17 protein-coding genes are annotated in these 16,691 nt (G+C 38.1%); 8 read left to right on the top strand and 9 right to left on the bottom strand.

Annotated features, from left to right (window positions below; genetic code table 11):
• Window positions 1-11 precede the first annotated feature (11 nt).
• Entirely contained in the window at window positions 12-500 is a 489-nt protein-coding gene (locus AC6BKE_RS15620) for a metal-dependent hydrolase (RefSeq protein WP_101966840.1), read from the bottom strand.
• 294 nt (window positions 501-794) lie between these two features.
• On the opposite strand from AC6BKE_RS15620, the gene AC6BKE_RS15615 reads away from it, so the two are divergent.
• Complete coding sequence (locus tag AC6BKE_RS15615) at window positions 795-1,895, top strand: ferredoxin reductase family protein (protein WP_257982916.1); 1,101 nt, start codon at window positions 795-797, stop codon at window positions 1,893-1,895.
• A gap of 37 nt (window positions 1,896-1,932) precedes the next feature.
• On the opposite strand, the gene AC6BKE_RS15610 is transcribed toward AC6BKE_RS15615, so the two are convergent.
• On the bottom strand, window positions 1,933-3,963 hold the full coding sequence (locus AC6BKE_RS15610; protein ID WP_499857192.1) for a methyl-accepting chemotaxis protein: 2,031 nt from the start codon (window positions 3,961-3,963) through the stop codon (window positions 1,933-1,935).
• Between the two features lie 216 nt (window positions 3,964-4,179).
• Between AC6BKE_RS15610 and AC6BKE_RS15605 the strand changes: the two genes are divergently transcribed.
• Both AC6BKE_RS15605 and AC6BKE_RS15600 read left to right on the top strand, forming a co-directional pair.
• On the top strand, window positions 4,180-4,806 hold the full coding sequence (locus AC6BKE_RS15605) for a nitroreductase family protein (protein ID WP_036118238.1): 627 nt from the start codon (window positions 4,180-4,182) through the stop codon (window positions 4,804-4,806).
• Window positions 4,807-5,148: 342 nt separating this feature from the next.
• Window positions 5,149-5,646, top strand: a complete 498-nt coding sequence (locus tag AC6BKE_RS15600; RefSeq protein ID WP_230593752.1) for a hypothetical protein — start codon at window positions 5,149-5,151, stop codon at window positions 5,644-5,646.
• Between the two features lie 27 nt (window positions 5,647-5,673).
• Here the strand turns inward: AC6BKE_RS15600 and AC6BKE_RS15595 are convergent, their stop codons facing one another.
• Window positions 5,674-5,895, bottom strand: coding sequence for a DUF3658 domain-containing protein (locus tag AC6BKE_RS15595; protein ID WP_499857189.1), 222 nt, complete (start codon window positions 5,893-5,895; stop codon window positions 5,674-5,676).
• A 107-nt stretch (window positions 5,896-6,002) separates the two neighbouring features.
• Here AC6BKE_RS15595 and AC6BKE_RS15590 point away from each other — a divergent pair, with 107 nt between their 5' ends.
• Window positions 6,003-7,265: a hypothetical protein gene (locus AC6BKE_RS15590; RefSeq protein WP_499857186.1), complete on the top strand. Its 1,263-nt coding sequence runs from the start codon at window positions 6,003-6,005 to the stop codon at window positions 7,263-7,265.
• A 354-nt stretch (window positions 7,266-7,619) separates the two neighbouring features.
• Here the strand turns inward: AC6BKE_RS15590 and AC6BKE_RS15585 are convergent, their stop codons facing one another.
• From AC6BKE_RS15585 to AC6BKE_RS15575, 3 genes are all read right to left on the bottom strand, one after another.
• Window positions 7,620-7,838: a hypothetical protein gene (locus AC6BKE_RS15585; RefSeq protein WP_499857185.1), complete on the bottom strand. Its 219-nt coding sequence runs from the start codon at window positions 7,836-7,838 to the stop codon at window positions 7,620-7,622.
• A 71-nt stretch (window positions 7,839-7,909) separates the two neighbouring features.
• Window positions 7,910-7,993, bottom strand: a complete 84-nt coding sequence (locus tag AC6BKE_RS15580) for a hypothetical protein (protein WP_499858315.1) — start codon at window positions 7,991-7,993, stop codon at window positions 7,910-7,912.
• Between the two features lie 14 nt (window positions 7,994-8,007).
• The gene (locus AC6BKE_RS15575) at window positions 8,008-8,244 is read right to left on the bottom strand and encodes a hypothetical protein (protein ID WP_499857183.1); all 237 of its coding nucleotides are present in this window, start codon (window positions 8,242-8,244) and stop codon (window positions 8,008-8,010) included.
• Between the two features lie 138 nt (window positions 8,245-8,382).
• Between AC6BKE_RS15575 and AC6BKE_RS15570 the strand changes: the two genes are divergently transcribed.
• On the top strand, window positions 8,383-9,552 hold the full coding sequence (locus AC6BKE_RS15570) for a pyridoxal-phosphate-dependent aminotransferase family protein (RefSeq protein ID WP_499857180.1): 1,170 nt from the start codon (window positions 8,383-8,385) through the stop codon (window positions 9,550-9,552).
• Window positions 9,553-9,838: 286 nt separating this feature from the next.
• On the opposite strand, the gene dsdA is transcribed toward AC6BKE_RS15570, so the two are convergent.
• On the bottom strand, window positions 9,839-11,167 hold the full coding sequence (gene dsdA / locus AC6BKE_RS15565; protein WP_342544942.1) for a D-serine ammonia-lyase: 1,329 nt from the start codon (window positions 11,165-11,167) through the stop codon (window positions 9,839-9,841).
• Window positions 11,157-11,630, bottom strand: coding sequence for a YaiI/YqxD family protein (locus AC6BKE_RS15560; RefSeq protein ID WP_036118254.1), 474 nt, complete (start codon window positions 11,628-11,630; stop codon window positions 11,157-11,159). The genes dsdA and AC6BKE_RS15560 overlap by 11 nt, the downstream gene beginning before the upstream one ends.
• Before the next feature lie 175 nt (window positions 11,631-11,805).
• Here AC6BKE_RS15560 and gdhA point away from each other — a divergent pair, with 175 nt between their 5' ends.
• The 3 genes from gdhA (at window position 11,806) to AC6BKE_RS15545 (ending at window position 14,860) form a co-directional block, all read left to right on the top strand.
• A complete protein-coding gene (gene gdhA, locus AC6BKE_RS15555) occupies window positions 11,806-13,179 on the top strand; it encodes an NADP-specific glutamate dehydrogenase (RefSeq protein ID WP_036118256.1) in 1,374 nt (457 codons plus the stop codon).
• Between the two features lie 215 nt (window positions 13,180-13,394).
• Window positions 13,395-14,081 carry a phosphoribosylaminoimidazolesuccinocarboxamide synthase gene (locus tag AC6BKE_RS15550; protein ID WP_340808760.1) on the top strand — a complete coding sequence of 229 codons (687 nt, stop codon included), beginning with the start codon at window positions 13,395-13,397 and terminating at the stop codon, window positions 14,079-14,081.
• Between the two features lie 125 nt (window positions 14,082-14,206).
• Window positions 14,207-14,860, top strand: a complete 654-nt coding sequence (locus tag AC6BKE_RS15545; RefSeq protein WP_036118261.1) for a Yip1 family protein — start codon at window positions 14,207-14,209, stop codon at window positions 14,858-14,860.
• Between the two features lie 39 nt (window positions 14,861-14,899).
• Here the strand turns inward: AC6BKE_RS15545 and AC6BKE_RS15540 are convergent, their stop codons facing one another.
• Window positions 14,900-16,648 (bottom strand): methyl-accepting chemotaxis protein, encoded by a 1,749-nt coding sequence (locus AC6BKE_RS15540; protein WP_036118264.1) that lies wholly within the window; start codon window positions 16,646-16,648, stop codon window positions 14,900-14,902.
• Window positions 16,649-16,691: the final 43 nt, after the last annotated feature.

The raw sequence follows: 16,691 nt of genomic DNA, 5'->3' as shown, positions 1-16,691 counted from the left end.
CTCTTCTTAATTTATATCGAATCTATAAATTTGACAATCAATTCATAGCTCAAATAGATGGACAGCATCGAAAGCAACATAAGTACGATCCCTTCCACCTTGCTACCCGTTTTCGTTGTAAGTGGAAAACGAATGGATACAGTCGCTGGGAAAAATAGTTTAACGCCCTTTTTTGTACACATATCAAGCAGGATATGACTAGCCATCCCTATAATAATCCCAATGGAAATTGCTTTGTAAGGAACTAAAGTATGTAACGCCACCATAACGAACAATAGGAAAAGCAAACTATGTGTAAAGGAACGATGTCCAAACACTGTATTAACCAGCTTCGCGAGGATGGGAAATGTTCGACCGATTTTACTACCTCTATGACATATATCTGGAAGTAATGCACCGATAACACCTGCCCCTACTAAGACAAGTGGGTTATCATTTGAAAACTGTGCAAAGGCGAGACTTGCTGTGATGCCCCCAACAATATGGGTGTTCCCTTGCATAAATTACTTCCACTCCTTCTCTCTCTATTTTTTCCTTCTTACTGTACCATAATTCCGCCCGAAAGGGAACGTACATTCCGAACGTACGCTCGAAAATATTTTTCAACTCATTATTTGTATAGCGATATAGAATATGGATAAAAATAGGGATGGAGGTTATATATGAGAGCTTATAAAGGACTACTTTTTATCTTTTGCATAATGGGCACTAGTGCTTTTCTTTGGTATGTCGCTACACCTATGGAGCCCATCCATCCATTGAACATACTAAGCCATCTCATTGGAGGCTTAGCCATGACTAGTTTATTTCTTGTGTTCTTATTGGCTACCAGAATGAAACTGTTAGAGCGTTGGTTTTCTAGTCTTGAGCATGTTTATTTTTATCATAAATTACTCGCAATCCTTTCACTTGGATTCATCCTCTTGCATGGTCAGTTGCAAAAAATGATTACTGATGAGGCAGTCATACAAGAAACCTCACTAAAAGACTTCGCTAAAGACCTTGGTGAGCTTGCCCAATATGGCTTTATTGCCCTGATTGTCCTAGCGTTCATTGCAAAGTTTTTAAAGTATGAGCATTGGCGCTGGCTACATCGTTTACTACTTGTACCTTATACTTTCGGTATTTATCATGCTTATTTTTCTAGCCAATATGATTTATTACAACCTTCTCCTTTAGGCATTTTCACAGCACTGACAACAACGATTGGTTTTATGTCTGCTCTGTATATGTTGACAATGTATCAAGATATGTTCTTTCCATATACAGGTCATGTTTCAGCCATTCAAAGGCTGAACGCCCATGTGATTGAAGTTGAGCTGACACTCACAAAAAAACTCGACTATCGACCAGGACAATTTCTCTTTTTAAAAATTTTTCAAGAGGGTATCGAAAAAGCGCCACACCCCTTCTCTATTACTGGTGGTAATGGCGAACAAATCACGGTAACAATCAAAGCCATTGGAGATTATACGAAACAGCTCTACAACGATCTTCAATTCAATACACCAGTTGCCATAGCTGGGCCATATGGTCATTTTGACTTTGATCGAGTGGCCAATCAGCAAATTTGGATTGCTGGTGGCATGGGCATTACACCTTTTCTTGCCTATTTACAAACAAAGCCTGATAAGAAAATTGACTTGTATTATTCCTTCCATGGTCAAGACAATGCCATCTACAAAGATTTTCTACAGAGCTATGCTCGAATGAACGATCATTTCACTGTCACCTTTATTAATACAGCTCATGAAGAAAAGCTATCCTTCCATCAGCTGTCACTATCTGCTGAAACAAGTGTTTTTATTTGTGGACCCCCAAAAATGATTAAACAATTCAAATCGGCTCTGCCTACAAAAAGCGTGGAGTGGGAAGCTTTTTCATTTAGATCCTAAAAAGGCGTACATCTTCCTATCGATGTACGCCCTACTATTAGACAGTAAATTCAGCTGTTTCTTCCTGCAAATTTTGAGCAAGCTGTGCTAACTGCTCAGAGGCTACAGCCATTTCATTCATGGTGGAGGCTTGTTCCTCAGTGATGGCCGAAACATTTAATGTATAATCATTTGTTGCCATCGCCTGTTGGTTAATCATCTGCACTTGTGCTGTCACTTCCTGCAAGTTTTTAAAAGCATCTGCTGTTGTATTACTCGTTTCTCGTATCGTCATCTGGAGCCCTTCAATGGCACTAGCAATCGTATCAAAGGTAGTACCTGCTTGCTGGACAGAACCAATACCTTGGTGAGCAATTTTTCGACTTTGCTCCATCATGTCCACCGCCTCATTCATTTGGTCCTGAATCGTCAGCACGACCTTCGCAATGTCTAAAGAGGCTCTACTTGTCTGTTCAGCAAGTGCTTTAACCTCACCAGCTACAACGGCAAAACCTTTTCCTGCCTCGCCTGCTCGTGCCGCCTCTATAGCCGCATTGAGAGATAATAAATTGGTTTGGTCAGTAATAGCAGAAATAAGCTGACTCATTTGCTCAATTTGAGCGGATTGCACCTTCAGGCTACTCACCAGATTAGCACTGCTGTCTACCTGTGCATGAAGCTGGACAATGTCATCCACAAAAGCCCGTATTTTTTGCGAGCCCCCTGTAGCTAGATGAGAGGTTGTTACCGACTGTTGCACTGCCTCTTGTAAATCGTCCATGGCAGTCTTCATGTCATCACCTAATTGTGTTGTGACACCTGTTAATTGACTACTCACCTGCTGCTGTGAACTCGTATTTTCAGCCACATTTTGCATAGAAACAGCTACTTCCGTGACGGTTTTACTGACCTCTTGTACACTGGCTGTTAATTCTTCGGCAGTGGAGGCAACTGTCTCCGTTTCAGCAACAATGCGCTGTATCATAGACCCTAACCCTTCCACAGACTCATTATAGTACTGTGCCATTTCACCAAATTCATCCTTTGTATGAATGGCCATTTGTTTCGTTAAATCACCCGTAGCAAGGTAGCCTAAATATGTATTCATCGTTTTCACTTCCGTACGTATATAGCGAGCAAGGAAATAAATAATGATGGTGATCAGGGCAATAAGCACCACACTAATCACGATTTGCTGCTGAAGCATCGCCTGTACCTCACTGTAAAGCTCATCTGTAGGAACAAGTAAAACCAATTTCCACGGCATGTTCTGAATTTGCTGATATTGTAGCGTAAAGTCATTCCCATCAATCGTTGTCTGTATTAGCTTTTTCTGCTCAGCTAGCTGCTCAACAGGAATATTTAAAAATTGCTGAATCGTCTCTTTATTTACTTTATCTACATCAGGATGCGTTAAAAAATTCCCACTATCATCTATTAAAAAGGCATAGCCACTCTGTCGAATTTGCACATCAGAGACAATGGATTGGATAGAATCTAACACATAATCCCCTGTAATAACCCCCACTGGCTTAGAATCTTTCACAATTTGTGTGCCAAATGAAATAAACATTTCTCCTAAGGCCTCATCAAAATAAGGTGTTGTATGGACAATGCTATTCGAGTGGATGCTGTTGCGGTACCATTCCTGCTCATGAAAATGATAGGCTGGATCTTCATACGTATCCGTAGAGACAATTTTTTCTCCTTCTTTATAGGCATACGGGCCAAAAATTTCCCCCTTTGCCACATCCTCCTCTAGCCATAACCCCATACCATAAGTTTCCTTATTGTATGGCAATAGCTGCTGTACATAGCGAATAAATTGCTCTCTCGTCATCATACTGTCAGCTGATTCTATCGTTGTCTTTGCACTATAAATCAACTGAATATGCGCATGTAATTTGCTCTCAACAGAGCCCGTTACATCATCTGCCAGTAAAGACATTTCATTTTCAATAGAGCTTTCAAGTTCATGTGATGCACTCAAATAATTAAGGAAGGACATACCACCTAGAAAAACAATAATAATAGGAATAAGTATCCCTATTTTTGCCATAAGCTTTAAATTTCCCAATAGTTTTTTCATCTGTCTGTCACTCCATACCTGTTATTTTTGCTCTATTTACCTTCTAGTATAAATGGATTACCTCTATAAAAATATATTTTTTTTGTAACTTTTTAAATGATAGGCAGATAATAAATCCTGTTTTCAAGACTCTTTAATTCGAGCAATTTACTTGGAAAATGAATGCGTTTATCGTATAGTAAAAAACGCATCATATAATGAAGGAGACAAAAAATTATGACAGTGACAAAAAGTTCTTTAAATAAAATTATGCATGAACGTAAATCTGTTCGTAAATACGACGAAAACTATAAAATTCCACAAGAGCAATTAGAACAATTACTTGTAGAAGCGACTTCTGCTCCATCATCTAGCAACCTACAACCTTGGCGCTTTTTAGTAATTCAAGACGAGGCAATCAAAAAAGAATTACGTGCCATCGCAAACAATCAAGAACAAATCGAAACATCCTCAGCGATTATTGCCGTTTTAGGCGATACAAAAATGTACGAAAATGCCGAGGCTGTTTATACGAAAAACTTTGATCTTGGTTATATTGATGAAGCAACCAAAGATTTAATGATCAATAACTCGATAAACTTATATTCTCAGCTTCCACAAGAAGTGTTAAAGAATATCGTTACATTTGATGCTGGTCTAATTTCTATGCAAATTATGCTTTTAGCAAAAGACATGGGCTATGATACAGTCCCAATGGGCGGATTTAATAAAGAAGCCTTCGCTCAACACTTTGCATTAGAAGACCATATCGTACCCGTCATTTTAATTGCGATTGGTAAAGCAGCAGCTCCTGCATATAATTCTTCTCGTATTGAGCTAGAGCATATCGCTAAATTCATTTAATCCAAGCAAAAATGCCACCCTATATTTTAGTAGGATGGCTTTTTTTAGAATTCGATGGCATGTTCTGACCTTCTATCATCATAGGATAGTAATGTTTTGTATAAAGCAAATGAAAAACACTAAAAATGATTCTCCAAAACTAGCACAATAATTTTCACAATGATATTTTTTGCTTTTTTTGTATTTATTACTCAAAAAATCATCATCAAAGACTTAAAAATAAATTATATTCTAGTACATTCGTGCGATTTCTACTAAATATTACATTAAATTCGTTGTAGCTTAAACAGGCTAGGCTTGTTATGATTAGTTGGTATTTTCAAATGAAGGGAGGTTTCACTGATGTATAATTACGATAGTTCTTATTACTCTAATGATTGGGATGCAGCTATGGGTGGTCTGTTTATAATACTTATTTTAGCAGCTCTTGTTCTTGGTTTAATCGCCTACATTATTAGTGCACTCATTTATTTTATGACGTCTAAAACAAATGGTTTTGGAGATGTAGCCTATATCGCTTGGATTCCTATTATTAATGTATACAGTCTTTTCCTACTGACTGCTGGTGGGGATAATCGGGAAACGGTACGTGCCACAGCGTTAAAAAATACGCTTATTTATGCGGGCATGTTCATCGTTTCGTTTATTCCATTTCTCGGCATACTCGCTTCTCTAGGTATGGTAGGCTTTTCAATTTATTTCATGTATCGTCTATTCTATCGCTGGTGTGGCGAAACAGGTAAGGCTGTACTATACACAATTTTAACGGTTATTACGGGCGGATTATTCTTTGCCATTTACGGTTTAATGCGTATGAACAAACCATTCGTTGCCGCTTAATACAACTTGTTAAACCTCTTTATGCCTTCAGGCTAAAGAGGTTTTTTGACGTAATCTCACCTGATAATGTCGCATGGATTTAGGAATCCCCTTTAATTCAAACTCCCCACTATAGACTAAAGTTCGAATTCTATACTCTAAAAAGAAGATATTTGGTGGTTCTTCCATTCTTACAAGTAGCTCTGAAAGGAATACGCCTGTTTGTATAAAATCGATACTTCCTTGTTCATGATGAAGTTGTCCTAGCATCGATATCAATGAATCTAGTCAAAAAAACTTTTGTAAAAAAACTCTTCAATTGTATTAATTCAGTCTTTTAGTTATTATATGAATAATATTAGGAAGGTGGGATTTGATTGATTAAAAGACTCAATGCTACTAGAAATGATTTAAAAAATATAGAACAAAGTATGATTTACAAAAACAATACCTTTAGAGATTTCGATAACTTTAAAATTTCTCTTCAAAGTCCTGCTATGGGTACTGACTATCAGTATAATAGAGCCATAACTTCTTCCTTATCAGCTTTGGATTTATCAGATACATTCAGTGCTGTTAATAAAATAGGAGCTTCCTTTCAAAGTCCTGCATGGGATACTTTCTATCAGTCTGATAAAGCCATAGCTTCTTCCTTATCAGCTTTGGATTTATCAGATACATTCAGTGCTGTTAATAAAATAGGAGCTTCCTTTCAAAGTCCTGCATGGGATACTTTCTATCAGTCTGATAAAGCCATAGCTTCTTCCTTATCAGCTTTGGATTTATCAGATACATTCAGTGCTAATAAAATAAGAGCTTCCTTTCAAAGTCCTACATGGGATACTTTCTATCAGTCTAATAAAGCCATAGCTTCTTCCTTATCAGCTTTGGATTTATCAGATACATTCAGTGCTGTTAATAAAATAGGGGCTTCCTTTCAAAGTTCTTCAATGGGGGCTTTCAAACATTTTGGGGCAAATGCCAAACACTTTTTTGAAGTTCAAGAATTAGTTTCTAGACAACTTCAAGACATTGAAGAAGCCTATGAGGAATATAGAAATTTTAATTCATCCTTAGTCAGAGAAGATGAAACTCCTTATTCAGTCAATAACAATCAACCTTTAACTGAGGAAGATGTAAAGAGAATTTTTAACGACATGCAAAGTCAGCAAAACGAAAAAAAATCTCTATTTAAAGATTTTGTAAGAGATGTTTTAGTATCTTATGGTACTGATGCTTTAAAGTCTTTAGTAAATCTCATTTTATTACCTTTATTCTCTATGGCAATTAGTTACCTTATAGAAAATCACTACGAAATTATCAACGCTATCCAAAACTCTGTTGATAATAGTATCTATGTTATAGGCTACATATCAGCAAAAAAATATATCAAAGAACAGAGATTAACTTCCTATGAAAATATAAACAGAATCGGTATTTTAAGAGAAGCCTCAAAAGTTCGATTGAGTTCCTCAAGACATTCAGCTTTCAGCTCTAATTTAAATATACCTAAAAATACAATAGTAAATATTATAGAAAAAAGAGGCAATTGGATTAAGCTAGAAGCACAAATAAAAGAGCAGATTATTGAAGGTTGGATTGAAGAATCCAAAGTTACCAAGTTCAAAAAGGAAAACTAAAAAAACACACGCATAATCATCTTCTGAATATGCGTGTTTCTTCTTATATAATTGAGGGCCTCTGTGACCATCTATTGATGCAGAATGTCTCTTTCATATTGTTCTCTAGGTTCGTAATCATAAAGAAGCTGATTCCAAGATACCCTAGCTTCTTTATGATTTTTTCTCACTTTGATTCTATGTGGTATCGGTTGAAGCCCTACTTCAATTGGACTCTCTTTGAAAATGCTGTTGAACTCTTGAATTTCATCGTCATGTTTAAGCATAGTAAAGAAATATTCAAGCTCATGGTCAGTAACTGCTGCCTTTTATAATAACTATAGCTTCTCTTCTTAATAAAACTTTGATTCTTCTTCAACTGTTGAATAAGGTCCTTTTTTGCTCTACTTTCTGTTTTAACCTTTGAATCTTTTCTACATTAATGGATTCTAGCTGAGCTTCAAACTCTTCAAACTCTTCAAACTCATTTGATTTTATATCAAACTTCTTTTCATATCTAATAACTAGCTTTGTATCACCCTTCTCACTAAATACTCCAATATTACCTAAATAGCTGTCACATTCAGAGTCCAATCGAACAATTTGCTCCTGTAACTGTTTTCTTGTTCCTTTTACACGAGCCAACTCTTTAGCTAGACTATCTATTAGTTGAATAAACTGAACCTGCTCCCATATTGTTCTTCTGCATTATGTCCATACCAAATATAGATGGGTAGATGACTTGGCATATCCTGTATTTCTCTTATCGTATTCTTAAAATGATTGTCATGGACAACATCGTCCAACCCTCCTGCAGCTGACGTTGTTCATGGTGAAAAGCTGTAAATGATTCAGATGGCTGCAGTGCATAGCTCGTCCATTCACCCTTTTCCATCACATCCGCTAGCTTGATATATTCAAATGTTTGAATTTTATATACCAATACCTGATTTGGTTTGTACAAAAAATAAATATATGGATAATGCATGATTGTTTCCATCTGTACAGTCCCCTTTTTTATTGCATCTTAATGTTAATCTCTTCCAACATTTTTTAAAATAGCAGCTAGCTATCATCATAAATATGGTATTATTATAGTTAGAAAATTTCGAATTCACAACGAAAGGGATTGATGAATGTGTATGAAAATATTTTAAGACATCCAGGGCCAACGCCGATACCAAAAAAAGTTCAGTTGGCGATGAATCGGGATATTTTTAGTCATCGGAGTCAAGAATTTGTAACGTTATACCGTGAAACAATTGAATTAGTAAAACCTGTTTTTGGTACGACACAGGACATCTTACTTTTGCCATCAGGTGGAACAGCTGCCTTGGAGGCTGCGGCAGTCAATACCGTCACTGCGGGTGATGAAGTTGTGGTCATTACCGTTGGAGCATTTGGTGACTATTTCGTGTCCATTTGTGAGCAATATGGCTTCCATGTACATAAGCTTGAAAAAGAATGGGGACAAGCTTGCACAGCCGAGGAACTACGAGCATTTTTACAGCCATTGCACAACGTTAAAGCCGTTTTTGTTACGTACAATGAAACATCTACAGGCATTATAAACCCCGTTGCTGACTTAGCGCAGGTAATCCGCGACGAAACAGATGCCCTTGTTATTGTAGATGGCGTAAGCTGTATTGGTGGTGCCCCTGCTGAAATGGATGCTTGGGGCATCGACATTTTGGTGACAGGCTCTCAAAAGGCTATGATGCTACCTCCAGGACTTTCCCTTATCAGCGTCAGCGAAAGAGCTTGGAAAGTCATCGAGGACAATCAAACACCCGCTTACTATTTAAACTTATTAAGCTATCGAAGCTGGGCCGAAAAGAGCATGACGCCAAATACCCCAGCCATCACACTAATCTATGGATTGCACGAGGTATGTCAACTGATTGAGCAGGAAGGCGGCTTTGCGCAAACTGTAGCTCGTCATGAACTTATGAAAAATATGGTACGTAGCGCCATGAAAGCCTTACACATTGAGCTATTAACAGAGGATCAATACGCGTCACCAACCATTACAGCAATCAAGGCCCCTCAAGGAATCGATCTTGGCGAATTTTTAGCCCATCTGAAACAGCACTATCATCTAGATTTTGCTGGCGGGCTCGGTCATCTACAAGGGAAAATTTTCAGATTCGGTCATATGGGCTATTGCTTCCCAAGTGACATTTTACAAGCCGTTTCCCTAATGGAAGCTGCCCTCCAAGACTTCTCCTACGATTTTGAGCAAGGAGCAGGCGTCCTTGCTGCACACGAAGTATTTCTAGCAGCACAACGCAAAGCATTGCAACGTTAAAACAACCAACAGGTGGAGAAAAATTTCTCCACCTGTTTTTTTAGTTAATTTTGAAATTGCAGTGAGCGGTGTTCTAGTTATACTTGGTGAGGGCTTTTCCTTTTTTGAGTGAGGTAACATCTTGGCGAGCATTGTGACCTTCTTTTTGAGCGGTTCAGTATACTTCTTGAGCACTTGACTCTCCTCTTGAGCGGGTCCAGTACATTTTACAGGCATTCCCACTTCCTCCATCAAAATGGAGCGAATCTACTACCATCATCCCCCCAATAAAAACAAAGCACTGCCTTTAATCCAACTCCCTGCTCTTCGCCAAATAAGCGGCACGCATTGTGGCAGGGACCATACTGCCACCTGTTGCCCACACAAGATGTGTGGCTTGCGATAGGTGGCTGACGAGGTTGTGCTTTTCGAAATAGGACGAACCTTTTTGGAGTAAGCGGATAGCGCCAAACATTCCGGCATTTGCCGATGGTTCTAAAAACAATGCTTCGCTGTCCATAGCTAACCCTAATGATGTAAATAATTCTTGATCTGACACTGTATAGCAGCCACTTATATAGGTTTCCATCACTTTGCCAACAAACTTGGATGCACGACCAACAGCTAGACCGTCTGCTTCTGTTTTATTGTCAAGGCCAATATCCTCCACACTAATGGCATCATGTAAACCAGTCATTAGACCAATCGTCATACAAGGAGAGGCGACTGGCTCAGCAAAGAAAATATGCACATGCTCGCCGAATATTTCCCGTAATCCATAGGCCACCCCCCCTGGTCCTCCACCGACACCACATGGTAAATAGACGAACAATGGCTGCTCTTCATGGACTGTAATATTCGTCTTTTCTAACTGGTCTTTTAATCGTTTTGCGGCTACTGCATAGCCTGCAAATAAATCCTTTGAATTTTCATCATCAATAAAATGACACATCGGATCTTGCTCAGCTTCTTGTCGACCCTGTTCTACGGCTACACTGTAATCAGCCTCATATTCAATTACAGTAGCTCCCTTCTCTCGGAGCAAGGCTTTTTTCCATTCCTTGGCATCACTCGACATATGTACAACGACATTAAAGCCGAGCTTCTTGCCCATAATGCCGATACTTAAACCTAAATTTCCTGTGGAGCCTACTGCAATCGTGTATTGCTGGAAAAACGACTGGAATGCCTCTGTTGCTAAAAGTGCATAATCATCCTCTACTTTGAGCCTTCCACTTGCCACCGCTAGCCTTTCTGCATGTTTTAATACTTCATAAATCCCACCTCGTGCTTTGATTGAGCCTGAGATGGGTAGCGCATGATCGCATTTTAATAGCAGGTGACCTGGTATAGACACACCGTATTTTTGTTCAAGTGCCTTTTTCATCGCTGGAATCTCCTGAATCGTGGATTCAATTAGGCCATCACTTTCTACGAGCTCAGGAAATGCCACTTTTAAATAAGAAGAAAATCGTTGTAGTGTGTTTTCCGCATCCTCGACTTCGGCCATAGTAAAGAGTCTTGTTTCTGGTTTTTCCATCCAATTTGTATTTTCCCACAATACAGTGCCCTTATTTGCTATTTCCTTTAGCTGTGGATATTGCTGAAATAGTTCGCGTTTACGTTCATTTTTCACCTGTAGATTCCTCCATTTTATGAGCTAAAATTGCTCGTTCACAAATTTGTCGAAATTTCATTTCAAACGAATTATTGTTTTCTTGTGTCCTTTTTTTAGGTCCCTTTGTTCTTCCTCCTGCCCGTCTAATTTTTTGACCAACATGACGCATATCGAGCAAACGTTCGATATTTTCATCAGACATTTCTCGTCCATTTTGATCAATTGGATAGCCTCCTCTTGCTAAAACCATTGCAGCTAATCCGTAATCCTGTGTTATAACAATATCGTGTTTTGAAAGCGCGTTCACTAGCGTAAAATCAACTGAATCTGGACCTTTGGGTACAATAATTGTTATTACATTATCACGTTCCACCCGATGGGATGTATCGCAAAACAAGATAGTTTCAATCTCAAATTCAGATGATATAGATAGCGCCAAATCCACGACTGGACAAGCATCTGCGTCAATTAGAACCTTCACAATAAAGCATCATTCCTTTCTCATAATTAGATAAATCACTTTAAATAAAATTATTTTAATATATTATTTTCGTAACCTCTCTTGCTCAATTTTTCACAAACTTAAAAAGTATTTTATTGAATAGTTTGAAAAATAGATATACGATACACCTATCAACTAAATGGGGGTTTTAACTATGACAATGACAACTGTTAGCAACGAGCAATTAGCAAAAGAATACGTAGATGGCGTATTTGAGCAACTTAAACAACAGAACAGTCATCAAGCGGAATTTTTACAAGCAGCTGAAGAAATTTTCATCTCATTAGTACCTGTATTCACACAGCATCCTGAATATATCAAGGCCAATATTTTATCTCGTATCGTGGAGCCAGATCGCATTATTTCTTTCCGTGTAGCATGGCAAGATGATCACAACCAAGTACAGGTAAATCGTGGTTATCGCGTTCAATACAGCAATGTAATGGGACCTTACAAAGGCGGTCTTCGTTTCCACCCTTCCGTGAATGAATCCATCATTAAGTTCCTAGGCTTTGAGCAAATCTTTAAAAATGCTTTAACAGGGCAACCAATCGGTGGTGGTAAAGGCGGTTCAAACTTCGATCCGAAAGGCAAATCAGACTCAGAAATTATGCGTTTCTGCCAAGCATTCATGACTGAATTATACCGTCATATTGGTCCAGATGTCGATGTTCCTGCTGGTGATATTGGCGTTGGTGCTCGTGAAGTAGGTTATTTATGGGGCCAATATAAACGTTTAACAAAAGCAAATGAATCTGGTGTATTAACGGGTAAAACGCCTGGCTATGGTGGCTCTTTAGCACGTAAAGAAGCAACAGGTTACGGCACGGTTTATTTTGTTAATGAAATGCTAAAAGATGCGAACGATTCATTCAAAGGAAAAACAGTAGTTGTTTCTGGTTCTGGTAACGTTTCTACTTATGCGATTGAAAAAGCACAACAATATGGTGCAAAAGTGGTTGCTTGTTCGGATTCTTCAGGCTATATCTTTGACCCAGAGGGCTTAGATCTAGAAGCTATTAAAGAAATCAAAGAAGTTAAAGGTGACCGTATTTCAACTTACGTTAATTACCGACCAAATGCTACTTTTACAGAAGGTTGTACAGGTATTTGGACAATTCCTTGTGACATTGCCCTACCATGTGCTACGCAAAATGAAATTAACGGAGAGTCAGCTCGTACATTAATTTCAAATGGTGTTAAAGCAATTGGTGAAGGTGCAAATATGCCATCAGACCTTGAAGCCATCAATGAATTCCTAAATGCAGGGGTTTTATTTGGTCCTGCAAAAGCGGCGAATGCTGGTGGAGTTGCTGTATCTGCTCTTGAAATGGCACAAGATTCAAGTCGCGTATTTTGGTCATTTGAAGAAGTAGATGCGAAACTTCACCAAATTATGAAAAATATTTATACAGACAGTAAAGCAGCAGCTGAAAAATATGGCTTCCCAGGGAACTTAGTAGTTGGTGCAAACATCGCTGGCTTTATCAAAGTAGCAGATGGCATGCTTACTGAAGGTGTCTATTAATAACATTCTTTTTTAACAGTTTCCTAACATTTGAATTTGGAATATTCTTAATTTCACGCAAGATGGTAACGAACATTCGTTATCATCTTATTTTTTATTAGAAATTTCGTTATAAAACATATAAATAAACGTTTTAAACGAACGTTTTTGTTATTAAACATTTGAAATATTCGTGTTATAATTTTGGAGTACTATGAAATATTGGAGGTTTTTTTGTGGAATTATTGTATACAGGTAAAACAAAAAATGTGTTCAAATTAGAAGACGGCCATTATTTATTAAAATTTAAAGATGATGTTACAGGAGAAAATGGTGTGTTTGACCCAGGTGCTAATACTGTTGGTTTAACGATTGACGGTGCGGGCTTAGCTGCTTTGCGCTTAACTTCTTATTTCTATTCGAAATTAAATCAACAAGGTGTACCTACGCACTATGTTGACGCAAACTTTGAGGATGCCACTATGACCGTGAAACCAGCAACTGTTTTTGGGAAAGGTTTAGAAGTCATTTGCCGCTTCAAGGCAGTCGGTTCATTCCTACGCCGTTATGGTGCTTATGTAAAGGAAGGACAGGAGCTGGACTCTTTTGTGGAAGTAACGATTAAAGATGATGATCGTTTAGACCCCCCTATTTCTGAAGATGCTTTAGCTATGTTAAACCTGTTAACTCACGAAGAATACGCCATTTTAAAACAACGTACAATTGAAATTTCAAAATTTGTGGCGGCAGAGCTTGCTAAAAAAGGCTTAACACTGTATGACATTAAATTAGAATTCGGTCGTGATGCTAAAACAAATGATATTTTATTAATTGATGAAATTTCTGGCGGTAATATGCGTGCTTACAAAGGCGAAGAATATATTGAACCGTTAGAGCTTGAAAAAATGATGTTAGCTGAATAATAGAAGCAATTATGAAAAAGAGTCGGCTGCGGCTCTTTTTTTATTTTTGACGAAACTTTTCCTTCCACCACTCGTATATTAACTATTGTAATAAGCAATTATTCTATAATTTTGGAGGTAGTTTAATGGAAAACTATACGGAGACACCGAAAGAAGAGAGGCCTAAACTAAATCCGTTTTTAGCAGTTTGGATGCATCCAAAACAAGCAGCTCGTTATATGATTAATGAAAAATCGATTGGCTTTGCCATTTTGGTTTTGTCTATTGGTTATATCGGCTCTCTTATGTCAGGGCTGATTGATTCGGAATTATTCCCTAATCTCTCACCATGGATTTTAGCCTTATTATGTGTTATTTTTGCGCCAATCGCTGGGATTATTGGTACGGCTTTTTCCGCCCTCATTTCATGGCTATTTGGTAAATTATTCAAAGGCACTGGTACTTATTCGGACTTATTTAAAGGATTGAGCCTTACAGCCATTCCATTTATTGTACTAATCCCACTTTATTTAATTTGGTTAATAACTTCCCCAGATTCTTTATTAGACCCAAACTTTATCGGTTCATTGCCGTGGATTTTTTGGCCAACTATTTTAGTAACCATCGTTGTTAGTATCTGGTCTTTTGTTATTTCAGTAGGTGTTGTTGCCGAAGCACATCAAATCTCTAACTGGATGGCCTTCTTCACTATTTTTATTCCAGGAATTATTCTTTTCGTTGTATTGTTTGTTCTTTTCTTTATCATTCTCATCGGCATTATCGGTGTTGGTATGATTTAAAAAAATCTCCCCTCTCTGAAGAGAGCGGGAGATTTTTGGCTATAGTTTGAATTGGGCAATCAACGCTTTCAATTGTAAGGCTAACTCTGATAATTGGGCAGATTTTCCTGCCATATCATCCATAGAGCTACTTGTCTCTTCCGTTGTAGCCGTTGTCTGCTCAACACCTGCAGCAGATTCCTCTGCTACCGCAGCAATCTCCTGAATCGAGTTGTTCATTTTACGGCCGTCTTCTGTAACCTTCGATAAATTCGTTGAAATTAGTTTAACACTTTCTACTACATCATTGATGGAATAACTAATTGTATTAAACGTTTCGCTAGTAGCTTTTATTTGATTCGTTCCTTCTTTAACCTCTTGATAACCATCCTCTAAAGAGGTTGTGACAACATCAAAATCCTGCTGAATGTTCGTGACAATTGATGTAATGTCGTTAACTGAAAACGCTACTTGTTCTGCCAGCTTGCGTACTTCATCTGCCACCACTGCAAATCCTTTGCCCTGCTCACCAGCTCTAGCCGCTTCAATGGCAGCATTCAAAGCCAGCAGGTTCGTTTGATCTGCTATATCTTTAATAACAACGACCAGCTTTGAAATTTCCTGAGCTTGGGCATCTAAATTTTTCACTTTCTCTACCGCATTTTGCACAATGCTATCAATCTTCACCATTTGAGAATTGGAGGATGTCATTAGCTGACTTCCTTCATTGGTTAATGCTAATACTTCCACAGAGGATTGATGAATATGAGCACCATGCTGATTCGTTTCCTGTAAATCCGCCGTGAAGCGTTCCATCAAGGATGTTAATTCATTCGAATGATGAGCTTGTCCTTCTGCACCTGATGCTAATTCATGCATCGTAATCGCCACTTGCTCCGCTCCCATATTCACTTCATTTGCTGATTGTGTCAGTTCTTTACTAGAAGTATTAATCAAATCAGAAGCTTGCGCGATATTATGAATCATATCCTTCAATTTCTGTTGCATTTGATTCATTGCATTTGCCAGCTTGCCTATTTCATCCTTTGATCGAATAGATATGCTGTCTTGAGATAAATCACCCTGCGCAAACTGTTCCATAGCTTGAGCCACTCGGTTAATCGGTTTTGCCATACTACTTGCATATTGCCAAATCACAAATATGCCCACAATAACCGCAATAGCAATCACAATGATTGTTAATTTTAAAATACTTTCTGCTGGTTTATTGAAATCCATTAAATAAGTACTCGCACCAATGACCCATCCCCAATAAGGGTCTGTTTCTGTATAAACACCCTTTTCTTCCAATTGATCTGTATTTGGTAATGCCCATTCATAGCTTACAAAGCCACCACCATCATTCCCAACGGCAATGATTTCTTGCATATATTTAAAGCCACTATCATCCTGCTCATCCCAGACATTAGAGCCCTCTATGTTAGGGTGTGCGATGGAGTTCCCTTTTTGGTCTACGACGAATATATAGCCGTTATCGCCTAGCTTAATCTCTTTATTAATCGGTCGTTTTCCTTCGCTATCCTTCTCACCTAAAATCGCAATCTTTACTTTTTCTTGCGCTTCCTCTAAGGATAGATTGCCTGCCTCTACCTGTTGATTGAATTGCTCAATCATGGCAATGGTCATTTCTACACTGTTTCGTAAATTCTCTTTTCCTACTGTCTCTAAATTTGCTTTACTTTGTTGATAGCTTGAAAAGCCAAGAATAATAAGGGGAATCAATAAAAGCAGCAAAGAGAAAGCAATCAGCTTCGCCTTAATGGATCGAAATTGAAATAATGATTTCATATGGCCAACACCTCTTTCATTTTATATGTACTTTAGACCTAAT

The organism is Lysinibacillus sp. COL-1, from assembly GCF_059814265.1.
The sequence above is the reverse complement of the archived record's forward strand: the minus strand, read 5'-3'. Positions and strand labels throughout refer to the sequence as shown.

Coding starts and splice junctions, on each gene's coding strand:
- AC6BKE_RS15620 (WP_101966840.1), bottom strand. CDS start 500: ATGCAAGGGAACACCCATATTGTTGGGGGCATCACAGCAAGTCTCGCC.
- AC6BKE_RS15615 (WP_257982916.1), top strand. CDS start 795: ATGACTAGTTTATTTCTTGTGTTCTTATTGGCTACCAGAATGAAACTG.
- AC6BKE_RS15610 (WP_499857192.1), bottom strand. CDS start 3,963: ATGAAAAAACTATTGGGAAATTTAAAGCTTATGGCAAAAATAGGGATA.
- AC6BKE_RS15605 (WP_036118238.1), top strand. CDS start 4,180: ATGACAGTGACAAAAAGTTCTTTAAATAAAATTATGCATGAACGTAAA.
- AC6BKE_RS15600 (WP_230593752.1), top strand. CDS start 5,149: ATGTATAATTACGATAGTTCTTATTACTCTAATGATTGGGATGCAGCT.
- AC6BKE_RS15595 (WP_499857189.1), bottom strand. CDS start 5,895: ATGCTAGGACAACTTCATCATGAACAAGGAAGTATCGATTTTATACAA.
- AC6BKE_RS15580 (WP_499858315.1), bottom strand. CDS start 7,993: ATGCCAAGTCATCTACCCATCTATATTTGGTATGGACATAATGCAGAA.
- AC6BKE_RS15575 (WP_499857183.1), bottom strand. CDS start 8,244: ATGGAAACAATCATGCATTATCCATATATTTATTTTTTGTACAAACCA.
- gdhA (WP_036118256.1), top strand. CDS start 11,806: ATGACAATGACAACTGTTAGCAACGAGCAATTAGCAAAAGAATACGTA.
- AC6BKE_RS15545 (WP_036118261.1), top strand. CDS start 14,207: ATGGAAAACTATACGGAGACACCGAAAGAAGAGAGGCCTAAACTAAAT.
- AC6BKE_RS15540 (WP_036118264.1), bottom strand. CDS start 16,648: ATGAAATCATTATTTCAATTTCGATCCATTAAGGCGAAGCTGATTGCT.